Consider the following 26455-nt stretch of genomic DNA (forward strand, 5'->3'; position numbering starts at 1 on the left):
GCGTTCAGCCATGCCCCTTGTCGATGGGGTCGACGCTGGCCGCGCCGAAACCGGTGGAGCCAAAGCCCCGTGCCCCGCGCTTTGTGTCGTCGAGATGCTCGACCTTAAGCCAGCTGGCCTGCACCACCGGGGCCAGCACCGCCTGCGCGATGCGGTCACCGCGCGCGACCTCGTATGGCTCCATGCCGTGGTTGATCAGGATGACCTTCAGCTCGCCGCGATAGTCGGAATCGATGGTGCCCGGCGTATTGGGCACGGTGATCCCGTGCTTTAGCGCCAGCCCCGAACGGGGACGGATCTGGATTTCGTATCCTTCGGGGATCGCCATGGCGAGGCCGGTCGCCACCGCCACGCGTTCGCCGGGATTGATGATCCGGTCCTCGGCAGAGACCACATCCATCCCCGCCGCGCCATCGGTGGCATAGCTGGGGAGCGGCAAATCGTCGTTTCCGGGAAGCCGCATCACGGGAACGGGAACAGGCTCATGCGGTTTCATCGCTCTTCCTTCATGCAATGGCTGGCGATGCGCTCGACCAGCGCATGTGCGACCTCGCCCTTGGGCATGGGCTGCCAGTCTTCCACCCCGCTCGCCGTGACGAGATGGACCGTATTGGCATCGCCGCCCATCACGTCACCCGACACGTCATTGGCAACGATCCAGTCGGCGCCCTTGCGGGTGCGCTTGGCCTGCGCATGGGCGACGACGTCATGGGTTTCGGCGGCAAAACCGATCAGCAGGTGCGGGCGCGCAGGCGATGCGGCCACGCTTTTCAAGATGTCCGGGTTCTCGGCCAGGGAAAGCGGCGGCACCTCGCCCGATCCGTCCTTCTTGATCTTTTGCCCGGCGGTATCGGCGGCGCGCCAGTCGGCGACAGCGGCGACCATGATGGCGACATCGGCGGGCAGTGCCCCATTCACCGCGTCCAGCATTTCGCGCGCGGATTCGACGTCATAGCGATCGACTCCCGGCGGCGTTTCCAGATGCACCGGCCCCGCGACCAAGGTGACCCGCGCACCAGCGGCAGCGGCGGCAGCGGCAATGGCAAAGCCCTGCTTCCCGCTCGACCGGTTGGCGATATAGCGCACCGGGTCGATGGGTTCATGCGTGGGGCCAGCGGTCACCAGCACATGGCGGCCATGCAACGACCGATGGTTTTCTCCCGCAAAATCGGGCTGTCCCGCCAGAGGGTCGGCCGTGCCAAAACTGCTGATCGCCTGCCAGATGGCGGCGGGATCGGGCAGGCGGCCTGCACCGAATTCGCCGCAAGCCATCGGGCCTTCGTCGGGCTCCATGACCGTGATGCCATCGGCGCGAAGCTGCTTCACATTGCGCTGGGTTGCTGGATGCTCCCACATGCGCACGTTCATGGCTGGAACGGCCAGCACGGGCTTATCCGTCGCCAGCAGCAGCGTGGTGGCAAGATCATCGGCAATGCCGCCAGCCATCTTCGCCATCAGGTTCGCGGTCGCGGGGCACACCACCACCAGATCGGCCTCCCGGCTGAGCTGGATATGGCCCATCTCGGCCTCGTTCTTCAGGTCCCAGAGCGTGGTGTAGACGGGATTTTCCGACAGCGCCGCCAGCGTCATCGGGGTCACGAACTGCTGCCCGCTTTCCGTGACGACGCAGGTCACCTCGCCCCCGCCTTTACGGATCAGGCGGACGAGTTCGCACGCCTTATAGGCCGCGATGCCGCCACCGATGATGAGGAGAACTTTCTTGCCCATGGCCGCAGCCTAGCCGATCCAGCCTGCGAATACAGCGCCATAGACTGCCGCTGCGCCAACCGCCGCGCTGACGAGATAGGGGAAGAGAGAACCGCCGCTCCCGGCTTTTCTCGCCTTCCTTTCCCAGACCAGCTCGACCTCGGGCAAAGGCGGCGGTTCGGGGGCGCCGCCGCGGGCGGGAAATTGTTCTTCGATCCGGCGGACGAGGTCGGGGATCCTGAGCAGCGTCTCGGTATCCTTGCGGATGCGGTCGGCGATAAAGGATTCGGGGCCAAGTTCGTCCCGGATCCATTCCTTCACGAAAGGCGCTGCCGTATCCCACAGGTTGATGCCGGGATCCAATGATGTCGCCAGCCCTTCGACCATGACCATCGTCTTTTGCAGGAGCAGCAGGTGCGGCTGTGTCTGCATGTCGAAATCGCGGGTGATGGCGAATAATCCGTCCAGCATCTGACCGACCGAAAGTTCGGATACCGGCTTGCCGCGCATCGGTTCGCCCACGGCGCGCAAAGCGGTGGCAAAATCGTCGACCGAATGGTGGCTGGGCACATATTGCGCCTCGAAATGAATCTCGGCCACGCGGCGGTAATTGCCGGTGGTCAGGCCGTATAGAATCTCGGCCAGCCATGCGCGGGCGCGGCGGTCGATGCGGCCCATGATGCCGAAATCGATGGCGACGATGGTGCCGTCGGCATCGACGAACAGGTTCCCCTGGTGCATATCGGCATGGAAGAACCCGCCGCTGATCGCCTGACGCAAAAACGCCAGTACCAGCCGCTGCGCCAGATCAGGGAGATTGTGGCCTGCTGCGCGCAGCCCTTCGCGGTCCGACAGTTTCAGCCCGTCGATCCATTCGATCGTCATCACGCGGCCATTGGTGCGGTCCCAGTCGATATCCGGCACGCGAAAACCGGGCACCGCGGTCATGGACTGGGCCAGCTCGCTCGCCGATGCCGCCTCGCGCCGCAGGTCCAGCTCACGGCTGGTCCAGCGTTTGAAATTGGCGATGGTGAGGCGCGGGCGCAGGCGTTTGGCTTCACCGCCCAGCCCCTCCAGATGGGCGGCGGCCCATTCATAGGTCTCAATATCGCGGTTGAACTGCTCGCGTATGCCGGGGCGCAGCACCTTGACCGCAACGGTGCGGCCATCGGTGGTAATCGCCTTGTGCACCTGTGCGATCGACGCCGCGCCCACGGGCACAGGGTCGATGCTGTCGTACAGATCCTCGATCGGGCGCTCGAAGCTCGTCTCGATCTGCCTCTTGATCGCCTCGAAATCGACCGGCGGCAGGCTGTCCTGCAGCGAGAGCAGGTTCTTGACCGCGTCCTCGCTGACAAGGTCGGGGCGGGTTGCCAGCGTCTGGCCGAACTTGATCGCGGCGGGACCGATTTTCTGGAAGGCGGCGGCGTAATCGGGGTCGCGCTGCTTCACCGTGAACAGGCTGAAGATGCTGATCAGGCGCTTTACGGGCAGCGGCGTGTTGGGATCGCGCTCGATCCCGCGCAGCGCGCCATATCGCGCCAGCGTGCGCGCCCATTTGCCAAGGCGCCAGATATGCGTTGCGGGTCTGGTCACGGCTGTATCAGATCTTCCAGCCCGAATGGATCGCGACAAGGCCGCCCATGATCGGCTCCACCCTCGTCTGAACAAAGCCGGCCTTGCGGATCATGGCTTCGAATTCGGGCATGGGCGGGAAACGGCGGATCGATTCGATGAGATAGCGATAGCTGTCTTCATCCCCTGCGATCATCTTGCCGATCTGCGGCACGAGCTTGTGCGAGTAATTGTCGTAGACTTCCTTGAACCCCGGCCATGTCGTGGTCGAAAACTCAAGGCAGAAGAAGCGCCCGCCATGCTTCAAGACGCGATAGGCCTCAGCCAATGCGCGGTCGATATGGGTGACGTTCCGGATACCGAATGCGATGGTATAGGCGTCGAACTGGCGATCCGGGAAGTTCAGCTCCTCGGCGTTCTGGCAGGACCAGACGAAATCGGTCAGCCCCTTTTTCACCGCTCGCTCAAGCCCGACGTCGAGCATGTCCTGGTTGATGTCCGAAACGGTGATTTCGGCCCCCGATGGCGCCATGCGAAAGGCGATGTCGCCCGTGCCGCCCGCCATGTCGAGAATGCGTTCACCCGCACGCGGCTTCACCCGGCGCACGAAGCGATCCTTCCAGAGCCGGTGCATGCCGCCCGACATCGCATCGTTCATGATGTCGTATTTCTTCGCCACGCCCGAGAAGACGGCGCCGACGCGCACGATTTTCTCTTCTGCCGGGATTTCTTCATAGCCGAAGGAGGCGGTGGCGGTATCGGGGCTGCTGTCCGTGGTCATGGCTGGCGGTTTAGGGCCTTCTATCGCTCAGGCAAAGGAAAAGAGGCGGCTTTTATTTCTGGCATTTGCGGCACCAGAATGTGGAGCGTCCGCCTTGGACAAAACGCTCGACCGTGCCGCCGCAATGGCAGGGCTGTCCCTCGCGGCCATAGACGCGCCAGCTGGTGGCGAAATAGCCCAGCTCGCCATCGGGTTTGGCATAATCGCGCATCGACGATCCGCCCGCCGCGATGGATTCATTGAGCACATCGCGGATCGCGGGAACAAGCAGCTTCAGCTTTGGCAGGCTGACGGCGCCCGCCGGCTTGTCCGGGCGGATCCCGGCGCGGTGCAAAGCCTCGCACACATAGATATTGCCCAGCCCGGCGACGAGGCGCTGGTCGAGCAGCGCCACTTTGACTGCCGTGATCTTGCCCGCAAAGGCGCGTTTCAGGTGCTGCGGCGTGAGATCGGGGCCAAGCGGTTCCGGCCCTATCGCGGCAAAGGGTGCGAACTGGTCCAGCGCCGCCTCATCCACCAGATCGACCGAGCCGAAACGGCGGGCATCGTTCAGGGCCAACACATGGCCTGCACCTGTCTCCAGCACCAGATGGTCATGCTTGCCGATCTCTTCGGGATCGATCCGCCAGCGCCCGCTCATGCCAAGGTGGAAGATCATCGCCTGCTGCCGGTCGAGATGGATGAGGCCATATTTGGCGCGGCGCGACAGATGGGTGACCTTTGCGCCCGTCAGCACCTGCACCAGATCGGGCGGGAACGGGCGGCGCAGATCCGGACGATTGACGCGGGCGCGGGCGATCGTCTCGCCTTCCAGAAATCCGGCAAGGCCGCGAATCGTCGTCTCTACTTCGGGAAGTTCAGGCATGCGGGCCAATATATAAGGGCGGCACCCGCGCTTTGCGAGCACCGCCCTTATCGGTTTTCATGTGACTAGATCGATCAGCTTTCCAGCTGGCGCAGCAGCGAACGCACATCGCCATCCATGTCAGCGTCGCGGGCGCGCAGATCCTCGATCAGGCGCACGGCGTGGATCACGGTCGAATGGTCGCGGCCGCCGAACTTGCGCCCGATTTCAGGGTAGCTTCGCGGGGTCAGCACCTTGGCGAGATACATCGCCACCTGACGCGGACGGACCACGGCGCGCGCGCGGCGCTTCGATGCCATCTCGCTGCGGTCGAGCCGGTAGAACTGGCAGACCGTGCGCTGGATCTCGTCGATGGTGATGCGGCGGCGATTGGCCGAAAGAATGTCGGTCAGCTGCTCTTCGGCAAGGTTCAGCGAAACCGGCTGGCCGGTCAGCTGCGCATAGGCGATCAGCTTGTTGAGGCCGCCGACGAGTTCACGCACGTTGCGGCTGATGGTGCGGGCCAGAAACTCGATCACATCGTCGGGCACGTCATTCGACGTGAAACGCGTCAGGCGATGTTCGAGGATCTTGCGGCGAAGATCGATGTCGGCAGCCTGGATATCGGCGACCAGACCCATCGACAGGCGCGACAAGAGGCGCGGCTCCACCCCGTCCAGCGCCTGAGGTGCGCGGTCGGCGGCAAAGCCCAGCCGCTTGCCTTCGGCGAGCAGCGCATCGATCGTGTAGAGCAGCTCTTCCTGAGCGCTGGCCTTGCCGATGATGAACTGGATGTCATCGACCAGCAGCATGTCGAAACCGCGCAGGCGCGACTTGAACTCTATCATCTGGTTCTGGCGCAAAGCCTGCACGAACTCGACCATGAAACGCTCGGCCGAGCAGTAGAAGATGCGGCTGCCCGGTTTCGCGGCGGCGAACTGGTGGCCGATCGCGTGGAGGAGATGCGTCTTGCCCTGCCCCGTCGCGGCCTTCAGATACAGCGGCGAGAACTGCGGCGTTTCGGATGCTGCCATGCGCTGCGCGGCATTATAAGCGAGCACATTGCCTTCACCCGTCACGAAGGTCGCGAAGGTCAGCGAAGGATCGAGACCCGCGCTGCCCAGTTCCGCGATTGCATCGGCCGGATTGGTCGGCTGCGGCGTGTGATCATTGGCCGCGGCCGGACCGACATGGATGTCGGGCAGCTTGCGGCGACCGGGATGGACCGAGATGCGCACGTTCCGCACTTCGCTGCGCGCGATCTTCCACGCGAGCGACAAGCGGTCGGCGAAACGGTCGTTCACCCAGTTCGCAGAGAATTCGGTCGGCAGGTAGAGATCCAGCGTGCCGGTCTCACGGCAGAAATTGCCCAGTTCCACCGGGCGAATCCACTGGCCATACAGCTGCTGGCCGAGGTCCTTGCGAAGCCCCACGCAGATATCGGCCCAATCGGCCGCGAGGGCTTCACGTTCTTCTTCCATCATTTCGCTCGCTTTATCATTCATACCGTTACGCGCCAATTCACCCTGCGATACGGCCTTGTTCCCCGCCAGCGAGCCAGCCCCCGTTCGTCCCATCACTATCTTGTGCTCCGATCCCGTCCTGACCATTGCAATTCCCGCTACCGGCATAATCGTCTATAAATGACAAAAACCACCGGTCCTCCGCCGCCCCCTTCTAACGGCAGGAAGATGAATCTGCTGTGTCCATTGATGCCGATCGCGATCCCGACCGGCGTGCCATTTTTCTAAGACTGTGGATGGCTGAGCGGCAAGGGTTGAGGCGTAAAAAATCTGAAATAATGCGTGTTGACTCGTGCAAGGCCGCAGAAATGCTGCGCTTCCCACTTAAACGGCTGAATCGCGCCGATTTTCGGGCCGCACCCCCCGCGAATCGTGGGAATTGCGTCGATATTGCAGTGCAAAACAGAATGGCCCGGCCATGCTGCGATGCAACATAGACTGTCGGCATCGCAACGCCCGGTCCCAAATCGGCAAGATCGATACCCGATTCGGACCGAATCAGTCCGAATCGCCAAAGAGCAGAAGTCGCGCGGAAGCTGCCATCCGAACAGTCGCCAGATGGGGCCCGCCCGCTGCGTCGCCAAATCCGCTCTCGCGAACGGCTGGCATGCGAAAACCCCGCCACCGGACAAGCCGGTGACGGGGTTTTCCGATCCGTGCCCTGAATCGCGGCGCGGCCCCAGGGGGCCTGCGCGCCATGCGATCGGAAAGCTCGAATTTACAGAGCGGCGACGCGCTTGGTCAGGCGGCTCATCTTACGCGATGCGGTGTTCTTGTGCATCACGCCGCGAGCAACGCCGCGAGCCAGTTCGGGCTGTGCCGAAGCGAGCGCGGTGCTGGCAGCTTCCTTGTCGCCAGCGTCGATCGCGCTTTCGACCTTCTTCACGAAGCTGCGGATGCGGCTCATGCGGTTGCCGTTGATTTCGGCGCGCCGCTCGTTGCGGCGGATGCGCTTACGCGCCTGCGGCGTATTGGCCATGTCTTACTTCCTTTTCGGCTGTGGGCAGCCATTGGTTGGCGGCTGCCCGTCTGATTTGATCAGCAGCCCGATAATTCCGTTTGAAATCGCGCGCGAAATCAGCCGACGAAACGGGTGTTCCTCGCGAGAAAGCGCGGCGCATAGCGGCCGATCTGCGAATCGTCAAGGATTCGCGCGCGGCTGCGCTGCACTGCCGCGCCCCCTTGCCCTTGCGCGGCGCGCACGGCAAGGGCGGATGCAATGACCGACACGAATTCAGACCCGCGCTCCATTCAGGATCCGCTGGCAAACCCCGAAAGGCTGGAGCGATTCGCCCGCCATATCGTCCTGCCCGAAATCGGCGGCGCGGGGCAGGCGCGGCTGGCGGCATCGCATGTGCTGGTGGTGGGCGCAGGCGGCATCGGCGCGCCTGCGATCCAGTATCTGGCGGCGGCAGGCATCGGAAAATTGACCATCATCGACGATGACGTGGTCGAGGCGAGCAATCTCCAGCGTCAGACCATCTATACCGAAAGCGACATCGGCGCGCCCAAGGCGAAGGCCGCCGCCGATTGGGTTCGGCGATTCGACCCCGCGCTCGACGTCATTCCCGTCCGGGCGCGGATCGACGCCGGTAATGTGCGGGACCTGATCAGCGACACCGGACAGATACTCGACGGCTGCGACAATTTCGCGACTCGCCTTGCCGTATCCGACGCCGCGACCGCGCTCGGCATCCCGCTCACCAGCGCGGCGGTCGGGCGCTTTCAGGCGCAGACCGCCAATTTCGCGGGGCACCTGCCCGATCAGCCCTGCTATCGCTGCTGGGTCGGCGACGCCTTCGACGCCGAGGATTGCGACACCTGCGCCGCCGATGGCGTCTTGGGCGCCTTTACCGGCATGGCGGGCAGCATGGCCGCGATGATGGCGATCCGCATCGCGCTGGATGGCGTTTCGGCGCTGGGCGATCCGCAATGGGGGCAATTGCAGCTCTTCGACGGGCTCGCCCCGCGGCTGCGCACGATCCGCGTGATGAAGGATCCGGCCTGCCGAGCACTTGGTCACGGGTCGACAGAGTAGGCCCGGCTCTCCATATCGCCTTCATGGCTTCCAAGGACCAACCCGCCCCGCCCGTCGGCACCGCGATAGAGCTTGAACCGCTGGTCGCGCGCGTGCTCGCGGATAATCCCAGCGCCTTTACCCTGCATGGGACGCAGACCTATCTGGTCGGCGCGGGCAGCGATGTCGCCGTCATCGACCCCGGCCCGAACGAGGATGAGCATCTGGACGCGCTGATCGCCGCCATCGGAGACCGCAAGGTCGCGGCGATTCTGTGCACCCATACCCACCGCGACCATTCGCCGCTGGCCGCACCGCTGGCACAGGCGACCGGAGCGCCGGTTATCGGCTGCGCGGCGTTGGCGCTCGACAGCATCGGGCCACGCGGCGATGCGCCATTTGACGACAGCTATGCACCCGACCGCGTATTGGCCGATGGCGAACAGCTCAAAGGCGATGGCTGGACGCTGACCGCCATCGCCACGCCGGGGCATACATCGAACCATCTGTGCTTCGCGCTGGAGGAAACCGGCGCGATGTTCACCGGCGACCATGTCATGGGCTGGTCGACCACGGTGGTGATCCCGCCCGATGGCGACATGGCGCAATACATGGCGTCAATGGAAAAGCTGCATGAACGCGAGGACCGCATCTATTACCCCGCCCATGGTGCGCCGGTCACCAACCCGCGCCAGCTGGTGCGCGGTATGATCGGCCACCGCCGCCAGCGCGAGCGCCAGATCCTGAAGCAACTGGGTACCGGCGCGAAGACGATCCCCGAGCTGGTGCAGGCGATGTATGTCGGCCTCGATTCCCGGCTGGTCGGCGCAGCCGGCATGTCGGTGATGGCCCATCTCGTCGATCTGGAAACGCGCGGGACCGTCTGTTCGACCAACGACCATTGGCGGCTGACCGACTGATATTTCCCTTCCCCCCAAGACCGTAGTATTGAACGCCCAAGGGTCGGAGAAAAACGGGGAGAGGGAAGTGGCAACGACCACTGTGGCGAACGGGGATGCGCGCACGCGCGAAATCGCGGAGCGAAAGTTCTTTTTCTATCTCGCGCTGGCCATCGCGATCACCATCGTCGCGGGCTTTTCGCTGAATTTCGCGATGGGGCGATCGAGCCTTGCCGTGCCGCTGATCTATCATGCCCATGGCATCGCGTTCTTCGCCTGGACCGGCCTTTTCATCACGCAGAGCGGGCTGATCGCAGCCGATAACAGGGCGCTGCATGCCCGGCTCGGCATGATCTCGGCCGGGCTGGTGCCGGTGATGGTGGTGCTGGGCATCTGGCTTATGGTCGTGGTGATGCGGCGCAATGGCGGGCCTTTCTTCTTCGACCAGAATGAATTCCTGTTTTCGAACCCCGTGCACCTGCTGCTGTTCGCCGGGCTGACCTTTGCCGCGTTGAAGTCGCGCCGCTATTCGGGCTGGCACCGGCGGCTGATGCTGATGGGCTTTGCGGTTTTGTCGGGGCCGGGGCTGGGGCGGTTGATCCCGCTGCCGCTGATGATCCCCTATGCGTGGCGGATCATGGTGCTGGTGGTGCTGATATGGCCGATCATCGGCATGATCCGCGACCTGGTAAAGACCGGGCGCGTGCATCCGGCCTGGCTGTGGGGTGCAGGGGCGCTGCTGGTGGCGCAGGGGCTGGCCGATCTGGTCGCCTATTCCGAATTCGGCATCGCCTTCACGCGCGACTTCCTTGCCGGGACGCCGGGGGCCGAGCGACCGATGGAAGCGTTCCTGCCGCCCGGCTTTGCGATGTAACTGCCGGCGGAGCAACCGGACCCAAGTCCTTGCACTTGCGCACGCTCCTTGCACTTGCGCGCTGGCGCGTCCATCTGGACTTCAAAGAAAACTTGCCTCTGGAGCGCCTGAATGACTGCCCAACCTCGCGAAAACCTGTCCGGCCTCGACCTTCGCGCCGAGATCGAGCGGCTGCGCAAGGAACGCAACGCCGTGATCCTCGCGCATTATTACCAGAAGCCGGAATTGCAGGACCTCGCCGATTTCGTCGGCGATTCGCTGGAGCTTTCGAAAAAGGCGGCCGCGACCGATGCCGATGTCATCGCCTTTTGCGGCGTGAAATTCATGGCCGACACCGCCAAGATCCTGAGCCCCGAGAAGATCGTGGTCCTCCCTGATCTGGACGCCGGTTGCAGCCTTGAGGATTCCTGCCCGCCCGAAAAGTTCAAGGCTTTCCGCGAACGGCACCCGGACCATATCGCGCTCACCTATATCAACTGCTCGACCGAGGTGAAGGCTCTGTCCGACGTGATCGTCACCAGCTCCAGCGCCGAAACGATCCTTGCCCAGATCCCGAAGGACCAGAAGATCATCTTCGGCCCCGACCGGCATCTGGGCGGCTATCTCAACCGCAAGTTCGACCGCGACATGCTGCTGTGGCCGGGCGTGTGCATCGTGCACGAGGCTTTTTCCGAGACCGAGCTTCTGAAGTTGAAGGAACAGCATCCGGACGCGCCCATCGCCGCGCACCCCGAATGCCCGCCGCATATCGTCGACCATGCCGATTACGTGGGTTCCACCAGCGGCATCCTGCAATATGCGAAGACGATGGAAGGCGACACGCTGATCGTCGCGACCGAGCCGCATATCATCCACCAGATGGAAACGGCGCTTCCCGAAAAGACCTTCATCGGCGCGCCGGGGGCGGACGGCAACTGCAACTGCAACATCTGCCCCTACATGGCGCTGAACACGATGGAGAAGCTCTACCTCGCCCTGCGCGACCTGGAGCCGCGGATCGAGATCGAGGAAGGGCTGCGCCTGAAAGCCAAGCAAAGCCTCGACAAGATGATCGAGATGGCGAGCGGGACGATCGGCAAGGGCGATCTCGGGCGGGCGTAAGCCCGGCACACAGGTTCGGGGGAGTCGGCGATGACAAGATTCGCAAGAGCTATCATCGGCATCGCATTGGCGTTAGGGGCCGCGCCTACTCAGGCACAGGACAATGACATGACCCAATCCCCCCGCTGGTCGATCGCCATCCATGGCGGCGCAGGCACCCTCACCCGCGAACGGCTGAACGAGGAAGGGCAGGCCTCCTATCACGCCGCGCTCGACGCTGCGCTGGAGGCGGGCACGAAGGTGCTGGAAGCGGGCGGAACCGCGATGGATGCGGTGGAAGCCGCCGTCATGGTGCTGGAGGACGATCCCCATTTCAACGCCGGGCGCGGCGCGGTCTTCACCTTCGACGGCACGAACGAGCTGGATGCCGCGATCATGGACGGCACGACGCGGGCCGCAGGCGCAGTCACCGGCATCACCTCCACGAAGAATCCCGTCCTGGTCGCCCGCGCGGTGATGGAAAACAGCCCGCATGTGCTGCTCTCGAACGACGGGGCCAACCAGTTCGCGCGGGAGCAGGAGCTGGAACAGGTCGACCCCTCCTATTTCTCCACCCCCGAACGCCACCGCCAGTGGGAGGAGTTCATGAGCCGCCTCGCCGCGGGCGAGGAATGGTTCGACGCAGATCTCAAATATGGCACCGTCGGCGCTGTCGCGGTGGATTCAGACGGCCATGTCGCCGCCGCCACCTCCACCGGCGGGCTGACCGGCAAGCGCTGGGACCGGATCGGCGATTCCCCCATTATCGGAGCAGGCACCTATGCCGACGACCGGGCCTGCGCGGTATCGGCGACTGGCGCGGGCGAATATTTCATCCGGCTGGGCGTCGCGCATCAGATCTGCGCCCGCATGCGCTTTGCAGGCGAGGACGCGCCGACCGCCGCCGCCCATGTTATCGGCGAGGTCGGCGATCTGGGCGGCACCGGCGGCGTGATCGTCGCCGCGCCCGATGGGACTACCGCCTTCGCCTTCAACACGCCGGGCATGTATCGCGCCCGCGCCGACAGCACGGGCCTTCGCGAAACCGGTATTTTCGAGGCGGGATCCGAACAGGGCCGCTAAACGGCACCAATCGCGCGCTGATGCGTTTTGTCGGGCATGACCGCCCGTCTTCTGTCCTTGTGGGGCCGGATTAACGCCAGCTATTGGTTCTATCCGGCGCTGTTCTCGATCCTTGCCTTTTTCCTCGCTTTGGGGACGATCGCGCTGGACCGGGGGCCGATGACCGATGTGCTCAGCCATGTGTCATGGCTGGTGCCTGCACGGCCCGGCGGGGCAAGCGACATGCTGCAGGTCATCGCAGGCTCCACCATCGGGGTCGCGGCCACGGTCTTTTCCATCACGATCGTCGCGGTGTCATACGCCAGCGGGACCTATGGCCCGCGCCTCCTTACCAATTTCATGGAGGACAAGGGTAACCAGCTCGCTCTGGCCACTTTTATCAGCACCTTCGTCTACACGGTGATGGTGCTGCGTGTCGTGCGGCGAGAGGATGAGGCCCCGGTCATTCTGGGTGCATCGGATTCGGCACCGGGGTTCACGCCGCAGCTGTCTCTGCTGGTCGCCACGGCCATGATGCTCGGCGCGATCGGGATGCTGGTCTATTTCCTCAACCATGTTCCCGATTCCATCCGCATCAACACCGTGCTCGAAGACATTGGCAAGCGCCTGATCAAACAGGTCCAGCGCCGCTTTCCGCATGAAGGCTGCGATGGCGAACAGCCCGATACGTCGGGCGGAGAGCCGGTGAATGTGGAGCGTGCAGGCTATATCGAGATCATCGATTTCGACGGGCTGGAGGAGATCGCAGAGGAAAAAGACGTCCGCATCGTGATGGAGGTCGAGGCCGGCGATTTTGTCCACCCGCCGCGCCCGCTGCTGCGGATCATCGGCGCGGACGACCCCGATGAGATTGGCAAGAGAGTACGCGACTGCTTCGTCCTTTCAGGCCTCAGGACTCCGACGCAGGATTTGCGCTTCCTGCTGGACGAGCTGGTCGAGATCGCGCTGCGCGCCCTGTCGCCGGGGATCAACGATCCCTTCACCGCTGTCACCGCGCTGCATTGGATTGGCGCGGCCACGGCGGAACTGGGCACGCGTATCCTGCGCGAATCCGCCAATGACGAGGCCGTCGATCGCGACGAGCGCGATGTCGTTCCGATCACCCATGATTTCGCCGATTATGTCGCAGCCGGCTTCGGTTCCGCCCGCTCTGCCGTCGCGACCAGCCGTAAGGCCGCGATGTCGATGTATGATGCGCTGGAGAACTGTTATCTCGCCGTTACCGATCCGGGCCGTCGCACAGTGCTGATGCGCGAAGGCGACCGCCTGCTGCAACAGGCGGAGGAGGAGCTGACCGGCCCCAACATCGAGGATGTGCGCCGCCGCCACGCGGAGTGGAAAAAGGCGCTCGCTTAAATCCTTTTGCGCCCCGGCGCGGTTTCTGAAAGCCGCGCCAGCACCAGCGCCGATGCGACCATCGCCATGCCCAGCATGTCCATCGCTGACAGCACTTCGTCAAAGAAAACATGACCGATCAGCGCTGCGACCGCCGGCTCGGTCAGCAGCGAGACGCCGATCACCAGCGGGCTGAACCAGCCCAATGCGCGGATCAGCAGCCCCTGCCCCACCATCTGGCTCGACAGGGCTAGCAGGAACAGGGCGCTCCATTCATGCGGCAGGATCCGTTCGCCCAGCATCAGGGCGATCACAAGCAGGACCGGCGCGCCGGTGATCCCGGTGACCGCCAGCAATTGCCATGGTCCCAGATGCGGCCGCACGGATCGCAGCGCGAGGAGATAGCCCGCATAGAAGATGCCTGCGGCCAGGCTGAACAGATCGCCGATCAGGTTCTGCCGGGAAATGGCCAGTGAGCCATCCAAAAGGATCAGCGCCCCGCCGATCGCAGCGGTTATGGCAAGCAATTCGAAATGATGCGGCCTGCGCCATGCGACGAACAGGCCCCAGACCATCAGGATAACGCTGCCCGAATTGCCGAAGAGCGCGGCATTGCCCATGCGAGTGCGCTCTATCCCGATGTGCCAGCTGGCAAGATCGGCGGCGAAGAACAGCCCGGCCAGCACCATCAGCGCGATCCCTGCGCGCCCGATATGCGCAAACCCCGCCCGCTCTTCGCGAAGCGCAAGAACGAGGATGACGGGAAAGGCCAGCGCCAGCCGCCAGAAACCCGCGGCGACGGGCCCTGTATCGGCAATGCGGACAAGCCACGGGCCAAGCGCCAGCGCGGCATTGCCCGCGATCAGCATCGCCATCGGGCCAATGGCGAAACGCCTGCGAGGCGTGCCGCTCAACGCATCATGCATGGCGGCGTGGTCCGACCGGGTCCTAGCCCTCGCCGGGCACGGCTGCGTCGGGCTCTGCCTGCGCGGCCGGTTCGTCGGCTGCGGGAGCGGCGCCAGCCTCACCCTCGGCAGCTTCCGGCTCTTCCATATCGCCTTCGGAACGGAGCTGATCCAGCGGGATCATCTCGTCGCTGATCGATCCTTCCAGCACTTCGCCCTCGGCTTCGCGGGTGTCGTTCTCGGCTCGCTCTGCCGTGTCGCCGCAGGCGGACAGGGACAACGCAAGGATGGAGGTGACGAGCAGGGATTTTCCGGTGATTCGCATGGCTTGATGGCTAGTCCCTGGGGCAGGCGCGGTCCAGCGCGGCAAGGAAAGATGGTGCATGGCGCAGCAGCGCCTCGTCGAATTCGGCCATGGTCGCGGGTTTGCCCAGCCGTTCCATGCTGGTCACGCCATATTCGCTGATGCCGCAGGGCACGATGCCGGTGAAATGGGAAATATCGGGCGCGATATTGACCGAAAAGCCGTGCATGGTGACCCAGCGCCGCACGCGCACCCCGATGGCGCCGATTTTCGCTTCGCCCCCGTCGATGTCGCGCGTCCAGATGCCGACGCGCCCCTCGGCCCGCCAGCACTCGATCCCGAAATCGGCAAGCGCGTCGATCACCCAGCCTTCCAGCGCATGGACAAAACCGCGCACGTCGCGCGCGCGCTGTGACAGGTCAAGCAGGACATAGCCGATCCGCTGCCCCGGCCCGTGATAGGTGAACTGCCCGCCGCGCCCGGCTTCCACCACGTCGAACCGCGGGTCGAGGAGGTCGGCATCCTTCGCGCTAGTGCCCGCGGTATAGACGGGCGGATGTTCGAGCAGCCAGATCAGCTCCTTCGCCTCACCTTTATGAATCGCGCCATTGCGCTCCTGCATTTCCGCCAGCGCCTCGCGATAAGGGACCTGAGCGCCGCTCACGCGCCATTCGATACCGGCGGGGATGGATGGTGAATTCTGTGTCTGGCTCGCCATGCGCGTTGCGTGGAACGAAACGTCATGCCAATCAAGAGGCATGAGCGTTCCCCCCGTAAAGCCCTCTTCCCCGCCGCCCGGAATGCCGCGTTTCGACGCGGGCGCCGCCTGGACCAGCGCGGTCGCCATCATCAAGGCCAATCGCGAGCTTTTGACCGTTATCGCGGGCCTGTTTTTCCTGCTGCCGCAACTGGTCATCGCCTTCCTGATTCCCGAACCGCCCGCCGGTCTGGAAGAGGACGCGCAGGCCGAGGCGATCCTTGCCATACTGTCCAGCTGGTGGCCGGTCTGGCTGATCGGGCTGATCGCGATCGGCATGGGCATGCTGGCGATGATCGTGCTGATTACAGGGCGTGACCGCCCCACGGTGGGCGAAGCGCTTCAGCGCGGGCTCAAGGCGCTCCCCTCGCTGATCGCGGCGCAGCTGGTCGTGGTGGCAGGCGTCGGGCTGGGCATGCTGCTGATCATGGTGCCCTTTTCGCTGGGCGGGCAGGCGCTGGCGGGCGTCGGGCTGATCGGCGCGCTGGTCTTTGCCGCGTGGATCTATGCGCGCACATTGCTGATCGCGCCCGTGCTGGCTGGAGAGGGGCTGAGAAACCCGTTCGAGGCGATCATGAAAAGCTGGCAGATGAGCCGGGGCAATGCCGGGCGGCTGCTGGGGTTCTTCCTGCTGCTGCTGCTGGCCAATACGGTGATCTATCTGGTCGCGACCAGCATTCCGGCGGCCATCGCCATCGTGCTGGGCGGGCAGCTGGCGGGCAAGATCGTATCGGCGGTGATGGGCAGCCTGATCGCCGCGATCTTCTCGCTGATCTCGACTGCCGTGCTGACGGCGGCATGGGCGCAATTGAAGCCGAAAGGCTGATCGCCTTGCGCCGCCGGGGTCAGTCCTTGTGGCCCCAGAACAGCTTGCACGGCAGGATGTTCAGCGGTTCGAAATCGGAATCGATGCGCTCGAACTTCTTCGCCATGAAATCGCGTGCCGCGGCCGAGAATTGATAGACCAGGAACGCGCCGCCCGGGCGCAGCACCTTGTGCGTACCATCCACGATCGCGGGACCAATGCCATCGGGCAGAGTCGAGAACGGCAGGCCCGACAGGATGTAATCCGCCCCATCGTGGCCATGGTCCTTGATGATCGTCTCGACATCGGCGGCGCTGCCCAGAACCGCGGTAAAGCGCGGATCGTGGATCGTGCGGTTCAGGTAATCGATATAGAGCGGGTTGGTGTCGATCACGATCAGCGCGCCATCGGGGCGCAGGCGGTCAAGCACAGGCTGGCAGAACGTGCCGACGCCCGGACCATATTCGACGAACAGCTTACAGCGGTCCCAGTCAGTGCGCGAGAGCATGCGATTGATGGTAAAGCGCGAGGACGGGATGATCGAGCCGACCATCACCGGGTGCTGCACGAAACCCTTGAAGAAGACGGCCCACGGGCCAAGCTTGTCTTCCAGCCGGCGCTTTGCGCGCGTGACGGCGGATTTGCGCGCCAGTTCGGTACCACTCATGAAATCTTCGTGTCCTCGCGAGGCCGCTTGAATTGACTGCGCGCCGGGGTGGCAAACCTTCGGCTGCATTGCAAGTTTCACCGGCCATTTTCGCCACAGGCGATGGCAGGCCGGGATTGCAGATGCATTACAGGATTTCCTGCACCTTTTCCTGCGGACGGCACAGGCGCGCGCCCTTGTCGGTCTCGACCAGCGGGCGTTCGATCAGGATGGGCTCGGCCTCCATCGCGGCCAGCACGGTGGCGTCATCCGCATCCGGCAAGCCGCGTTCGGCCGCATCGGTGCCGCGCATGCGCAGGCCCGCCTGCGGGGTGATACCGGCATCCTTGTAAAGCTGCGCCAGCTTGGCCGCGCTGGGCGGGTTCTTCAGATATTCGACCACTTCGACCTCGACACCCGGCGTTTCCTCCAGGATGGCGAGCGTCTTTCGCGACGTGCCGCATTTCGGGTTGTGCCAGATGGTGGCCTTCATTCTTCGCTCTCCGCTGGTGTCTGGGGGGTGTCGGCGCTGATGGCCGGAACGTCCTGCGCCGCAGTGGCCGGGTCGATGCCGGATGCGGGCAGGCTCTGTATGGTTTCGCGTCGGCGCATGGCACGGCCTGCGCGTTCGATGGCGCGAATGATGCGCGGGCCCGCGCCGCAGGGGCACAGGTTCTTCACCGCTTCGGATATCTGTTCGCGCCCCGCGCGGGGATTCTTCGCCAGCAGGGCCGCGCCCGCCATGACAACGCCGGGCGTGCAAAAGCCGCACTGGATCGCGCCTTCGGCAACCAGCGCCTGCTGCACGGGATGCGAACGGTCGGGGGAGATCGCCTCGATCGTGGTGACGAAGCGGCCTTCGACATCGGCAAGCGATACAAGGCATGACCGGATCGCCTCACCATCGATAATGACGGTGCAGGACCCGCAATCGCCATTGCCGCAGCCATATTTGGTTCCGGTCAGATTGGCCGCATCGCGCAGCGCCCAAAGGAGCGGCGTTTCCGGGTCCATCAGGAAATGGACCGGGCGGTCATTGACGGTAAAGCGGGTCATCGCGGTGTTCGTCTAGCGCGGCGCGGACCGACAGGGAAGATCAGGCCGCGACCAATCCCCGCTCCGACAGGTCGGAACGAAGCGTGGCGGCATCGGTGAAGTGATGCACCTGCCAGCCCAGCCGCCGGGCCGTGGCGATATTGGCGGCATTATCGTCGATGAACAGCGTTTCGGCCGGGTCCACGCCGAATCGGCTGGCGGCAAGGTCGAAGATTTCCTCGCCCGGTTTCGCCAGTTTTTCGGTGCCGGACACGACGATGTCGCGGAACCGGTCGAAAACGGGCTGGGTCGGGCGGAACTGTTTCCAGAACAGATCGGCGAAATTGGTGATCGCGAACAAAGGCATGCCGCTCGCGTCCAGCTCTTCCACGATAGGGATCGAACCGGGCACCGGCCCGGGAATCGTTTCGAGGAAGCGGGTGGCGTAGGCATCGATCACCGCGCCGTGCTGCGGGAAGAGGATCTTGCGCTCGGCGACCATGTCATCCAGCGCGCGGCCCGCGTCATGCTGGTAGTGCCACTCCTCGGTGACGACATGGGTCAGGACGAATTCCAGCTCTGCCGGATCGTCGACGAGTCGCTCGAACAGAATACGCATGTCCCAGCAAAACAGAACCCGCCCGACGTCAAAGGTGACGTTGCGGACGGGTTGCTGGGTCATCAGATTCAAACGCGCCGAAAGTGTCGGCGGGAGGGTGCGGCGCGGTTCTGGTCGGGGTGGAGCGAGAATGGCTGGCTTCGAGAACCGGACCCCAAAACCCAAAGAAATCTGGGCGATCTATGGATCGTGAGGACCGGAAGCGCAGAAGACGGCCGTTCGCAGCCCGCCCCCGGGCGGAACCGCGGTGCAGCCTCAGCCCTGGCGGGCTTTGAACTTGCGAACGGTCTTGTTGATCACATAGGTGCGGCCGCGACGGCGGATCACGCGGTTGTCGCGATGACGGTTCTTCAGCGACTTGAGGCTGTTGCGAATCTTCATGTCAATGTTCCGATGTCAGTATCATGCCCCGCCTGCTGCGCCATCAAATGGGCGCGGGCGGGCGAAATTCAAGGCTGGCCCGTTAGGGGCCACAGGGATTCGAGTCAAGCCGGGATTGCACCCGGAGTTTGCCGGAACGACGCGAATCAGGCGTTTTCGGTCTGGCTTTCCGATTCCCGGATCGCCTGCAGCTTGGTCTCCCAACGCAGGGCATCGGTAATGATCTGCTCCAGATTGTCGAACTGCGGCTGCCATGGCGTAGTGGCGAGCAGCTTCGAATTATCGGCCAGCAGCGCCGAGACATCGCCCGCGCGGCGGCCTTCCATGCGGCGCGGGACCGGCTTTCCGACGACCTTGTCGACCGCGTCCAGCACTTCCAGCACCGAAAAACCCTTCGCATAGCCCACGTTCATGGTGAGATTGCGCGCAGGCTGAGCGATCAGGGCCTCCAGCGCATGGACATGGGCGGCGGCAAGATCGCTGACATGGATATAGTCGCGGATGCCGGTGCCGTCGCGGGTGGCATAATCCTGCCCGAACACGGCCACTTCGCTGCGTTTGCCCAAAGCCGCTTCCAGCGCGACCTTGATGAGATGGGTCGAGCCCACGCCGGACTGGCCACTGCGCGCCTCGGGGTCCGCGCCCGCCACGTTGAAGTAACGCAGCACGCAATAGTTCATGTCATGCGCCTTGGCGGTGTCGGCCAGCACGCGCTCGGTCATGGCCTTTGACATGGCATAGGGATTGAACGGGGCCAGCGGTTCGTCTTCCGACAAGGGCTTCGCCTCCGCCTCGCCATAGACGCTGGCGGTGGAGCTGAAGATGAAGTGCGGGATACCCGATTCGACCGCCGCCTGGATCAGCGTGCGGCTCTTGCCCGTGTTATTGTCGTAATACTTCAGCGGGTTTTCGACCGATTCGGGCACGATGATCGATCCGGCGAAATGCATGATGGCACCGATCTTTTGCTCTTCGAAGATCCGCTTGACCAGATCGGTGTCGACGACATCGCCCTCATAGAACGGGACGCCATCGGGCACGGCCCAGCGAAAGCCGGTCGACAGATCGTCAAGCACCACCACCGGCCAGCCGCGATCGACCAGCGCCAACACGGCGTGGCTCCCGATATATCCTGCGCCACCTGTCACCAGAACGGGGAACGGAGCCATGCAACCTGCCTTTCGAGAAATCTTGAATCTGATCCGATAATGGGCTGGCTTATATCAGTGCCTGAGGCTTTGCGGGTTAACTTTGCGCATTATCCCGGCGGCACTCTGGATTAATCCCCACGGCTAGAGCGCACGGCTTGTCGCGGCATGCGCACATGACGCCGCGCCGGATTAACCGATTCCGTCACCCCTTCGGCTGCACCGCGCCCAAGGGATGGATCGCGATACCCCTTTGGGGCCTCAACCCTTATAAGCATGGCGAAAAGCGAGGCGATTGTGCATCTTGGGGCTTGGCGGTGCGGATTCTCCGCGAACCACCTTTTTAATCGAGAACTGCGGAGCAGCCCCCACAGATGCGCATCCACGTCGCCATTGCCACGACCGGCCGGCCCAAGATCATGAGCCAGGTGGTCGAGCGTTTCGACCGCCAGACGCGCAAGCCCGATGGCATCATCGTGGTGGGCGCGGCTCCGGAAGACATCGTGGGTCTCGACAAGCTGCCCCATCCGCCGCTCGCCGTGATCAGCCATAAAAAGGGCCTGTGCTGCCAGCGCAATGTCGCGCTGTCGCATCTGCGCGACAAGGCCGACGTGGTGGTGTTCTTCGACGATGACTTCGTCGTTTCCGACGACATCATCGAAAAGATGGAAAAGATGTTCACCGCCGATCCGAAGCTGGTGGGCCTCACCGGCTGGCTGGTCGCCGATGGCGCGCAGACCGGCGGGCTGACTTTCGAAGAATCGGCCGCGATGCTGGATGCCCCCGATTTCCGCCCGGACAAGGCGGATGAGCCGACCAGCTGGCTGTATGGCTGCAACATGGCCTTCCGCATGAGCGCGTGCGAGGGGCTGACCTTCGACGAGAACCTGCCGCTTTATGGCTGGCAGGAAGATGTCGATTTTTCCGAACAGCTGGCGCGGCGCGGGTCGATGATTCGCACGGCACAGATGACCGGCGTGCACATGGGTACGCGCGGCGGGCGCACCTCGGGCTTTCGCCTCGGCTATTCGCAGGTCGCCAATATTGTCTATCTTCGCAAGAAGGGGACGATCGGGTCCTATCACGGCTGGGAACTGATGGCGCGCAATGTCGCGGCCAATCTCGCCCACTCGATCAAGCCGGAACCCACGATCGACCGGCGCGGACGGCTTCGCGGCAATCTGCTGGCCTTTGCCGACATGATCCGCGGGCGGGCGCATCCCACCAAGATCCTGGATCTCTAGACAGAATCCCGAAGCACCCTCACGGGCCGCTACCTTAGGGTTATCTACCTATTAACGCCTTGCGGGAATCCCCCCCAGAGCGTCCAATGCAGATGCGCGGCAGAGTGCGGGAATTGCCTGCTGCGCATGGGGTGACCAGGGGGATTTGGTAGCTCGTCAGCGTCTGACGCCGCGCACTTGTTCGTGTGGCGAAAGCATCGACGCAAACAGGCGGCGCCCATCTCCACCTTGCACCGGGGGTAAGAATTGCGCCCAGGCCCATGTGGCGCCCGCAATTGCGAGCGAAAGTGGGCCACGGGCGAAAAGGGGGAATTGGACATGAATGTCGAATGGTCCGGCAAGAATGCGATCGAACTGACCGGCGGCGAGGAGGGCGACTTGGCCGCAAAGCCGTGCTGCCGCCATTGCGGCGAACCGCTCGACATCGTGCTGGCCGATCTTGGCTATTCGCCTGTCGCCAATGACCTGATCACGCCCGACATGGTGGGCCAGCCCGAAACGCTATACCCGCTGAAGGTCAGCGTTTGCGGCACCTGCTGGCTGGCGCAGGCCGCCGACGTGCTGCCCGCCGATGCGATCTTCCGCGCCGACTACACCTATTTCTCCTCGCACTCCTCGACGTGGCTCGCCCATGCGAAAGCCTATGTCGACCACATGATCGAACGTTTCGATCTGGATGCCGATAGCCGCGTGGTCGAGGTTGCGTGCAACGATGGCTATCTGCTTCAATATGTTAAGGAGGCGGGCATCCCCTGCCTTGGCGTCGAGCCGACCGCCGGTCCCGCGCAAAAGGCGCGCGATCTGGGCATCGAGGTCGTGGTCGAGTTCATGACCGAGAATTACGGGCAGGCTCTGGCCAAGAGCGGCTGGACGGCCGACCTCGTCACCGCGAACAATGTCCTCGCCCATGTGCCCGACATCAATGATTTCGTGCGCGGCATCGCGGCGATCCTGAACCCCGAAGGCGTCGCCACATTCGAGGTGCAGCATCTTTTGCGCCTGATGCAAGGCCGCCAGTTCGACACGATCTATCACGAGCATTTCAGCTATCTCTCGCTGCTGGCAGCGGAAAAGCTGTTTGCCGCAGCGGGCCTGCGCGTTTTTGCGGTCGATAATCTGCCCACCCATGGCGGCTCGGTCCGCTTTTACGTCTGCCGCGCCGAATCGAGCCGAGCGGACGAGGCCTCCTTGGACGCGATGCGCGGCGAAGAAGCCGAATATGGCCTCGACAGGCGCGAAGTTTACGAGGCCTGGCGCGCCGATGTGCAGGAAACGAAGCTGGCGCTGATGGAAATGTGCCTCAAGCTGAAGCGCGAGGGGAAGACCATCGTCGGTTATGGCGCTCCGGCCAAGGGTGTGACTTTGCTGAATTATTGCGGGATCGGGGCCGATTTCCTCGATTACACCGTCGACCGGGCGCCCTCGAAAAAGGGCTGCCTGCTGCCCGGCGTGCACGTCCCGATTCTGGACCCTTCCGAGATCCTCAACACCAAGCCCGATTACGTGCTTATCCTGCCCTGGAATCTCAAGGACGAGATCATGGAGCAAATGAGTGCGGTGCGTGACTGGGGCGGCAAGTTCGTGACCCCGGTGCCGCTGGCGAAAATCGAGGATTGAGGTAACGCGTGGGGGTCCAGCCGAATATCGCCATCATCGGGGCCGGTTTCGCCGGTTTCGGGGCGGCGCACGCGCTTTCGGGGGAAAGCGCCGATGTCACCATCTATGAAAAACGGCCCGTCCACGGCGGTCATACCTCGACCCATGCCTATGACGACGGTTTCCTGTTCGACGAAGGGCCGCACATCTCCTTCACCATGGATGAGCGGCTGCAGGAACTGTTCGCCGATTCGATCGGTGGCACATATGAAAAGCTGCGCGCCAGCGTCGACAATTATTGGAAGGGGCACTGGATCACCCATCCGGCCCAGACCAATCTCAATGGCCTGCCGACCGATCTGATCGTCGACTGCATCGACGATTTCGTCGCCGCTTCGCGTGAGCCGGTGGATGAAACGAAGATCACCGATTACGAACAATGGCTGCTGGCGGCTTTCGGTAAGACTTTCGCGAAAACCTTTCCCGGCCAGTACACGCGCAAATATCACACGACCGAGGCGAAGAACCTGACGACGGACTGGCTCGGCCCGCGGCTCTATCGCCCTTCCCTGCGTGAGATGCTGACCGGCGCGCTGAACCCGATGCCGCCCAAGGTGCATTACGTCGATCATTTCCGCTATCCGACGCATGGCGGTTTCGTCAGCTATCTGAACGGTTTCCGCGCGCGGTCGAATGTCGCGATCAATTCCGAGATTATCGGCATCGATCCCAAGGCAAAAACGCTGCGCATGTCTGATGGCCGCGTGGTCGGCTATGATGCGGTGATCTCTTCGGCGCCGCTGCCCAAGCTGATCCCGCTGATCGACGGCGCGCCCGACGACGTAAAGCTGGCGGCATCGAAGCTTGCCTGCACCGAAGTCGTGCTGGTCAATGTTGGCGTGACCAAGCCGCATGTCCGCGACGCGCACTGGACCTATTTCTACGACGACGAGATCGCGTTCACGCGCCTCTCCTACCCGTCGAATTTCTCACCCAATGTCGCGCCCAAGGGGTGCAGCGCATTGCAGGCAGAGGTCTATTTCAGCCCGAAATACAAGCCGAGGACGCAGGCGCCCGAGACCTATATCGAGCCGGTGATCGCGGGTCTTCTCGAATCCGGGCTGATCGACGGGCGCGACCAGGTGATCCACACCAGCACCATCGTCGCGCCCTTCGCGAACATCATCTTCGATCACGACCGCCCGGCAGCGGTTAAGTTGATTCACGAATATCTCGACGAGATCGGTGTGGGGTACTGCGGGCGCTTCGGCGACTGGGGTTACATCTGGACCGACCAGGCCTTCACCAGTGGCGAGCATGCCGCGCGTAAAGCTCTGGATAGATTATAGAATATCGCTTTTGGGTTGCACCACTCAGACATTCCGGGGGGAATTTGGATGAGCGCAAAGAGGGAAAATCTGGTCTTTGTCCGTGCGGGGAAAAGCTCGCTGCACCGGCAGTGGTTCGATGCGGATGAATATCGCAACTGGGACCTGCAGATCAGCACATGGGAAGACGATCCGTCGATCGCAGAGGGCAGCGACCTGCCACTCTCTGTCGACAAGGGTACGAAGTGGGACAGCATCTATCGCTATCTCGCCGCGAACCCGCAGGTGATGGACGATTATCGCTATATCGCCTTCATGGATGACGACGTGCTTTTCGAAAAAGGCGCGCTGAACCGTTATTTCGACATCTGCAAGGAGGAGGGTCTGCGCGTCGCCCAGCCCTCGCTCCATCACGACAGCTATTTCTGCTATTCGATCCTGCTTCACTGCCCCCACACGAAGCTGCGCTATTCGAATTTCGTGGAATGCATGGCCGCCGCGATCCACACCGATTACCTGCGCAGCTTCATGCCGCGCATGGCAAAGGTGCAATCGGGCTGGGGCATGGACCGGATCTGGACGGTGACCATGCCCGATCCGTGCTATAAATCGGCGATCATCGATGAAATCGTGATGCTGCATACGCGCCCGCATGCCACCGGCGTGGTATACAAGGCCTTTGCCGATGGCGGCGTGACGCCCAAGACGGAAATGGATGCGCTGATCAATTCATACAGCGACATCCCGCGCAAGATGCTGATCTATGGCGCAAAGGGCGTGCATGGCGACAAGCTTAACGCGTCAAGCGCGCAGCTGGTCAATGGCCGCCATCTTCTCGCCAATGCGTGGCGCTATCGCGAACCGCGCCGTGCGGCCAAGACCGGCGCCGGCATGCTGCTTCGCGCCGTAACCGAAGCGCAATATCTGCCTGTCGCTGCCCATCGCCTCAAGACGGAGACACTGTAAATGCCCACCAAACGCTCTGCCGATCGCCATTCGATGGCCGTGACCGTTGGTATCAACAACGGGATCGAGGCGGAGGAGAGGGCGATCTATGACGGGCAGATCACGCTGCTGCCGCCCACGCCTGCGGGACTGGCCCTGTGCGAACATGCCCGCCGCATGGTCGAGGAAGTGTTCGCACCCCACGATCCGCGCACCGCGCAGCACGAATTGTCGGTCGACGAATTCGTGGAGCGCGCCGCCATCGTGAAGCCGCGCTTCATCCACGACCCCGAAACGCGCCGCCTGCAAAAGCTCTATCTGGCGGAGCTGGGCTTCGATCCGGAACGCACCTATCTTGACGTGCCGCGCATGCGGGTGGTGTCGTCCGACGGCTATCTGACATCGGGCGTGGGGCACAAACAGCCGCCGCACCGCGATACCTGGTGGTCGGCGCCGATGCAGCAGATCCAGTTCTGGATGCCGGTCTTTCCGATGAGCCGGGAATGCTCGATGGAATTCTATCCGCATTACGTTGAGACGGGCGTCGACAATAGCTCGTCCGATTTCAACATCTACCGCTGGAACGCACATGGCCGCGCCAAGGCGGCGCAGCACAAGCAGGGCGAGGACAAGCGCGGCATTCCGCAGCCCCACGGCCCGCTCGACCATCCCGGTGCGGTGCAGGTGGTGCTGCCCGTCGGCGGGGCGGTGATCTTCTCTGCCAACCAGCTGCATGCGACGTCGGACAATGTGACGGGGATGACCCGTTTCAGCATCGATTTCCGCATCGTGGATGCGCAGCATGTGAAGGAGGGCATTGGCGCCCTCAATGTCGACAACGAATCGACCGGCACCGCGCTACGCGATTTCCGCCGCATCAGCGATGGAGAGCAGCTCGATGCCGAAACGGTCGCACGATACGATACGGGCGAAAAGCCGGAGGACGGGGTTCTCGTCTTCACCTCCGACATCGCCGCCCGAGGGAATGATATGACGAAGGCCGAGTAAGGGGAAATCGGCCTTC

Annotated in this window: 29 protein-coding genes; 12 read left to right on the forward strand and 17 right to left on the reverse strand. The window is 63.3% G+C overall.

All coding sequences use genetic code 11. From position 1 onward, the window contains the following. Positions 1 to 4: 4 nt before the first annotated feature. From dut to A9D13_RS20490, 8 genes are all read right to left on the reverse strand, one after another. Positions 5 to 496: a dUTP diphosphatase gene (gene dut / locus A9D13_RS10320; RefSeq protein ID WP_066773084.1), complete on the reverse strand. Its 492-nt coding sequence runs from the start codon at positions 494 to 496 to the stop codon at positions 5 to 7. Beyond that, positions 493 to 1728, reverse strand: a complete 1236-nt coding sequence (gene coaBC, locus A9D13_RS10325) for a bifunctional phosphopantothenoylcysteine decarboxylase/phosphopantothenate--cysteine ligase CoaBC (protein WP_066773086.1) — start codon at positions 1726 to 1728, stop codon at positions 493 to 495. Before coaBC ends, dut begins: the two co-directional genes overlap by 4 nt. A 9-nt stretch (positions 1729 to 1737) precedes the next feature. Continuing rightward, positions 1738 to 3303: a 2-polyprenylphenol 6-hydroxylase gene (gene ubiB, locus A9D13_RS10330; RefSeq protein ID WP_066773088.1), complete on the reverse strand. Its 1566-nt coding sequence runs from the start codon at positions 3301 to 3303 to the stop codon at positions 1738 to 1740. Between the two features lie 7 nt (positions 3304 to 3310). Continuing rightward, complete coding sequence (locus tag A9D13_RS10335; protein WP_066773090.1) at positions 3311 to 4063, reverse strand: class I SAM-dependent methyltransferase; 753 nt, start codon at positions 4061 to 4063, stop codon at positions 3311 to 3313. Positions 4064 to 4115: 52 nt separating this feature from the next. Then, on the reverse strand, positions 4116 to 4928 hold the full coding sequence (gene mutM, locus A9D13_RS10340; protein WP_066773092.1) for a bifunctional DNA-formamidopyrimidine glycosylase/DNA-(apurinic or apyrimidinic site) lyase: 813 nt from the start codon (positions 4926 to 4928) through the stop codon (positions 4116 to 4118). A 74-nt stretch (positions 4929 to 5002) separates the two neighbouring features. Beyond that, positions 5003 to 6388, reverse strand: a complete 1386-nt coding sequence (gene dnaA, locus A9D13_RS10345) for a chromosomal replication initiator protein DnaA (RefSeq protein WP_066774004.1) — start codon at positions 6386 to 6388, stop codon at positions 5003 to 5005. A 760-nt stretch (positions 6389 to 7148) separates the two neighbouring features. Next, positions 7149 to 7409: a 30S ribosomal protein S20 gene (rpsT, locus tag A9D13_RS10350; RefSeq protein WP_066773093.1), complete on the reverse strand. Its 261-nt coding sequence runs from the start codon at positions 7407 to 7409 to the stop codon at positions 7149 to 7151. Between the two features lie 98 nt (positions 7410 to 7507). Then, on the reverse strand, positions 7508 to 7660 hold the full coding sequence (locus A9D13_RS20490) for a hypothetical protein (protein WP_156521999.1): 153 nt from the start codon (positions 7658 to 7660) through the stop codon (positions 7508 to 7510). Between A9D13_RS20490 and A9D13_RS10355 the strand changes: the two genes are divergently transcribed. The 6 genes from A9D13_RS10355 to A9D13_RS10380 all read left to right on the forward strand — a co-directional run bounded on the left by A9D13_RS10355 (position 7650) and on the right by A9D13_RS10380 (position 13739). After that, complete coding sequence (locus tag A9D13_RS10355) at positions 7650 to 8468, forward strand: HesA/MoeB/ThiF family protein (protein ID WP_066773094.1); 819 nt, start codon at positions 7650 to 7652, stop codon at positions 8466 to 8468. The two genes, A9D13_RS20490 and A9D13_RS10355, sit on opposite strands and share 11 nt — an antisense overlap. 23 nt (positions 8469 to 8491) lie before the next feature. Next, positions 8492 to 9367 (forward strand): MBL fold metallo-hydrolase, encoded by an 876-nt coding sequence (locus tag A9D13_RS10360; protein WP_066773095.1) that lies wholly within the window; start codon positions 8492 to 8494, stop codon positions 9365 to 9367. A 67-nt stretch (positions 9368 to 9434) separates the two neighbouring features. Further along, complete coding sequence (locus tag A9D13_RS10365; protein ID WP_082922270.1) at positions 9435 to 10220, forward strand: hypothetical protein; 786 nt, start codon at positions 9435 to 9437, stop codon at positions 10218 to 10220. A 111-nt stretch (positions 10221 to 10331) separates the two neighbouring features. Further along, positions 10332 to 11321 carry a quinolinate synthase NadA gene (nadA, locus tag A9D13_RS10370; protein WP_066773096.1) on the forward strand — a complete coding sequence of 330 codons (990 nt, stop codon included), beginning with the start codon at positions 10332 to 10334 and terminating at the stop codon, positions 11319 to 11321. 108 nt (positions 11322 to 11429) lie between these two features. Then, a complete protein-coding gene (locus A9D13_RS10375) occupies positions 11430 to 12383 on the forward strand; it encodes an isoaspartyl peptidase/L-asparaginase family protein (RefSeq protein ID WP_066773098.1) in 954 nt (317 codons plus the stop codon). A 36-nt stretch (positions 12384 to 12419) separates the two neighbouring features. Further along, complete coding sequence (locus A9D13_RS10380) at positions 12420 to 13739, forward strand: DUF2254 domain-containing protein (protein ID WP_066773100.1); 1320 nt, start codon at positions 12420 to 12422, stop codon at positions 13737 to 13739. Here the strand turns inward: A9D13_RS10380 and A9D13_RS10385 are convergent. Genes A9D13_RS10385 through lipB form a run of 3 tightly spaced genes read right to left on the reverse strand, consistent with a single transcriptional unit; the run spans position 13736 to position 15645 of the window. Then, positions 13736 to 14632 carry a DMT family transporter gene (locus tag A9D13_RS10385; RefSeq protein ID WP_229665233.1) on the reverse strand — a complete coding sequence of 299 codons (897 nt, stop codon included), beginning with the start codon at positions 14630 to 14632 and terminating at the stop codon, positions 13736 to 13738. The two genes, A9D13_RS10380 and A9D13_RS10385, sit on opposite strands and share 4 nt — an antisense overlap. A gap of 34 nt (positions 14633 to 14666) precedes the next feature. Next, positions 14667 to 14948, reverse strand: a complete 282-nt coding sequence (locus A9D13_RS10390; RefSeq protein WP_066773104.1) for a hypothetical protein — start codon at positions 14946 to 14948, stop codon at positions 14667 to 14669. Between the two features lie 10 nt (positions 14949 to 14958). Further along, positions 14959 to 15645: a lipoyl(octanoyl) transferase LipB gene (gene lipB, locus A9D13_RS10395; protein ID WP_066774006.1), complete on the reverse strand. Its 687-nt coding sequence runs from the start codon at positions 15643 to 15645 to the stop codon at positions 14959 to 14961. Positions 15646 to 15685: 40 nt separating this feature from the next. On the opposite strand from lipB, the gene A9D13_RS10400 reads away from it, so the two are divergent. Then, complete coding sequence (locus A9D13_RS10400) at positions 15686 to 16510, forward strand: hypothetical protein (protein WP_156522000.1); 825 nt, start codon at positions 15686 to 15688, stop codon at positions 16508 to 16510. Positions 16511 to 16529: 19 nt separating this feature from the next. Here the strand turns inward: A9D13_RS10400 and A9D13_RS10405 are convergent, their stop codons facing one another. The 6 genes from A9D13_RS10405 to galE form a co-directional block, all read right to left on the reverse strand. Continuing rightward, positions 16530 to 17156 carry a class I SAM-dependent methyltransferase gene (locus tag A9D13_RS10405; protein WP_066773108.1) on the reverse strand — a complete coding sequence of 209 codons (627 nt, stop codon included), beginning with the start codon at positions 17154 to 17156 and terminating at the stop codon, positions 16530 to 16532. A gap of 127 nt (positions 17157 to 17283) precedes the next feature. Beyond that, on the reverse strand, positions 17284 to 17628 hold the full coding sequence (gene arsC / locus A9D13_RS10410; RefSeq protein ID WP_066773110.1) for an arsenate reductase (glutaredoxin): 345 nt from the start codon (positions 17626 to 17628) through the stop codon (positions 17284 to 17286). Then, complete coding sequence (locus tag A9D13_RS10415) at positions 17625 to 18191, reverse strand: (2Fe-2S)-binding protein (RefSeq protein ID WP_066773112.1); 567 nt, start codon at positions 18189 to 18191, stop codon at positions 17625 to 17627. Before A9D13_RS10415 ends, arsC begins: the two co-directional genes overlap by 4 nt. Before the next feature lie 40 nt (positions 18192 to 18231). Then, positions 18232 to 18852 (reverse strand): HAD family hydrolase, encoded by a 621-nt coding sequence (locus A9D13_RS10420; RefSeq protein WP_066774012.1) that lies wholly within the window; start codon positions 18850 to 18852, stop codon positions 18232 to 18234. A gap of 192 nt (positions 18853 to 19044) precedes the next feature. Further along, on the reverse strand, positions 19045 to 19170 hold the full coding sequence (ykgO, locus tag A9D13_RS10425) for a type B 50S ribosomal protein L36 (protein WP_066773114.1): 126 nt from the start codon (positions 19168 to 19170) through the stop codon (positions 19045 to 19047). A gap of 146 nt (positions 19171 to 19316) precedes the next feature. Continuing rightward, positions 19317 to 20339 carry a UDP-glucose 4-epimerase GalE gene (galE, locus tag A9D13_RS10430; protein WP_066773116.1) on the reverse strand — a complete coding sequence of 341 codons (1023 nt, stop codon included), beginning with the start codon at positions 20337 to 20339 and terminating at the stop codon, positions 19317 to 19319. A 353-nt stretch (positions 20340 to 20692) separates the two neighbouring features. On the opposite strand from galE, the gene A9D13_RS10435 reads away from it, so the two are divergent. From A9D13_RS10435 to A9D13_RS10455, 5 genes are all read left to right on the forward strand, one after another. Further along, a complete protein-coding gene (locus tag A9D13_RS10435) occupies positions 20693 to 21562 on the forward strand; it encodes a glycosyltransferase family 2 protein (protein ID WP_066773118.1) in 870 nt (289 codons plus the stop codon). Between the two features lie 318 nt (positions 21563 to 21880). Continuing rightward, positions 21881 to 23179, forward strand: coding sequence for a class I SAM-dependent methyltransferase (locus tag A9D13_RS10440; RefSeq protein ID WP_082922271.1), 1299 nt, complete (start codon positions 21881 to 21883; stop codon positions 23177 to 23179). 8 nt (positions 23180 to 23187) lie between these two features. After that, on the forward strand, positions 23188 to 24507 hold the full coding sequence (locus A9D13_RS10445; RefSeq protein ID WP_066773120.1) for a protoporphyrinogen/coproporphyrinogen oxidase: 1320 nt from the start codon (positions 23188 to 23190) through the stop codon (positions 24505 to 24507). Positions 24508 to 24555: 48 nt separating this feature from the next. Then, positions 24556 to 25452: a DUF707 domain-containing protein gene (locus A9D13_RS10450; RefSeq protein WP_066773123.1), complete on the forward strand. Its 897-nt coding sequence runs from the start codon at positions 24556 to 24558 to the stop codon at positions 25450 to 25452. Then, positions 25453 to 26439: a phytanoyl-CoA dioxygenase family protein gene (locus A9D13_RS10455; protein WP_216635498.1), complete on the forward strand. Its 987-nt coding sequence runs from the start codon at positions 25453 to 25455 to the stop codon at positions 26437 to 26439. The last annotated feature ends 16 nt before the right edge of the window (positions 26440 to 26455 follow it).

It is taken from the genome of Croceicoccus mobilis (genome assembly GCF_001661965.1).
Lineage (GTDB): Bacteria > Pseudomonadota > Alphaproteobacteria > Sphingomonadales > Sphingomonadaceae > Croceicoccus > Croceicoccus mobilis.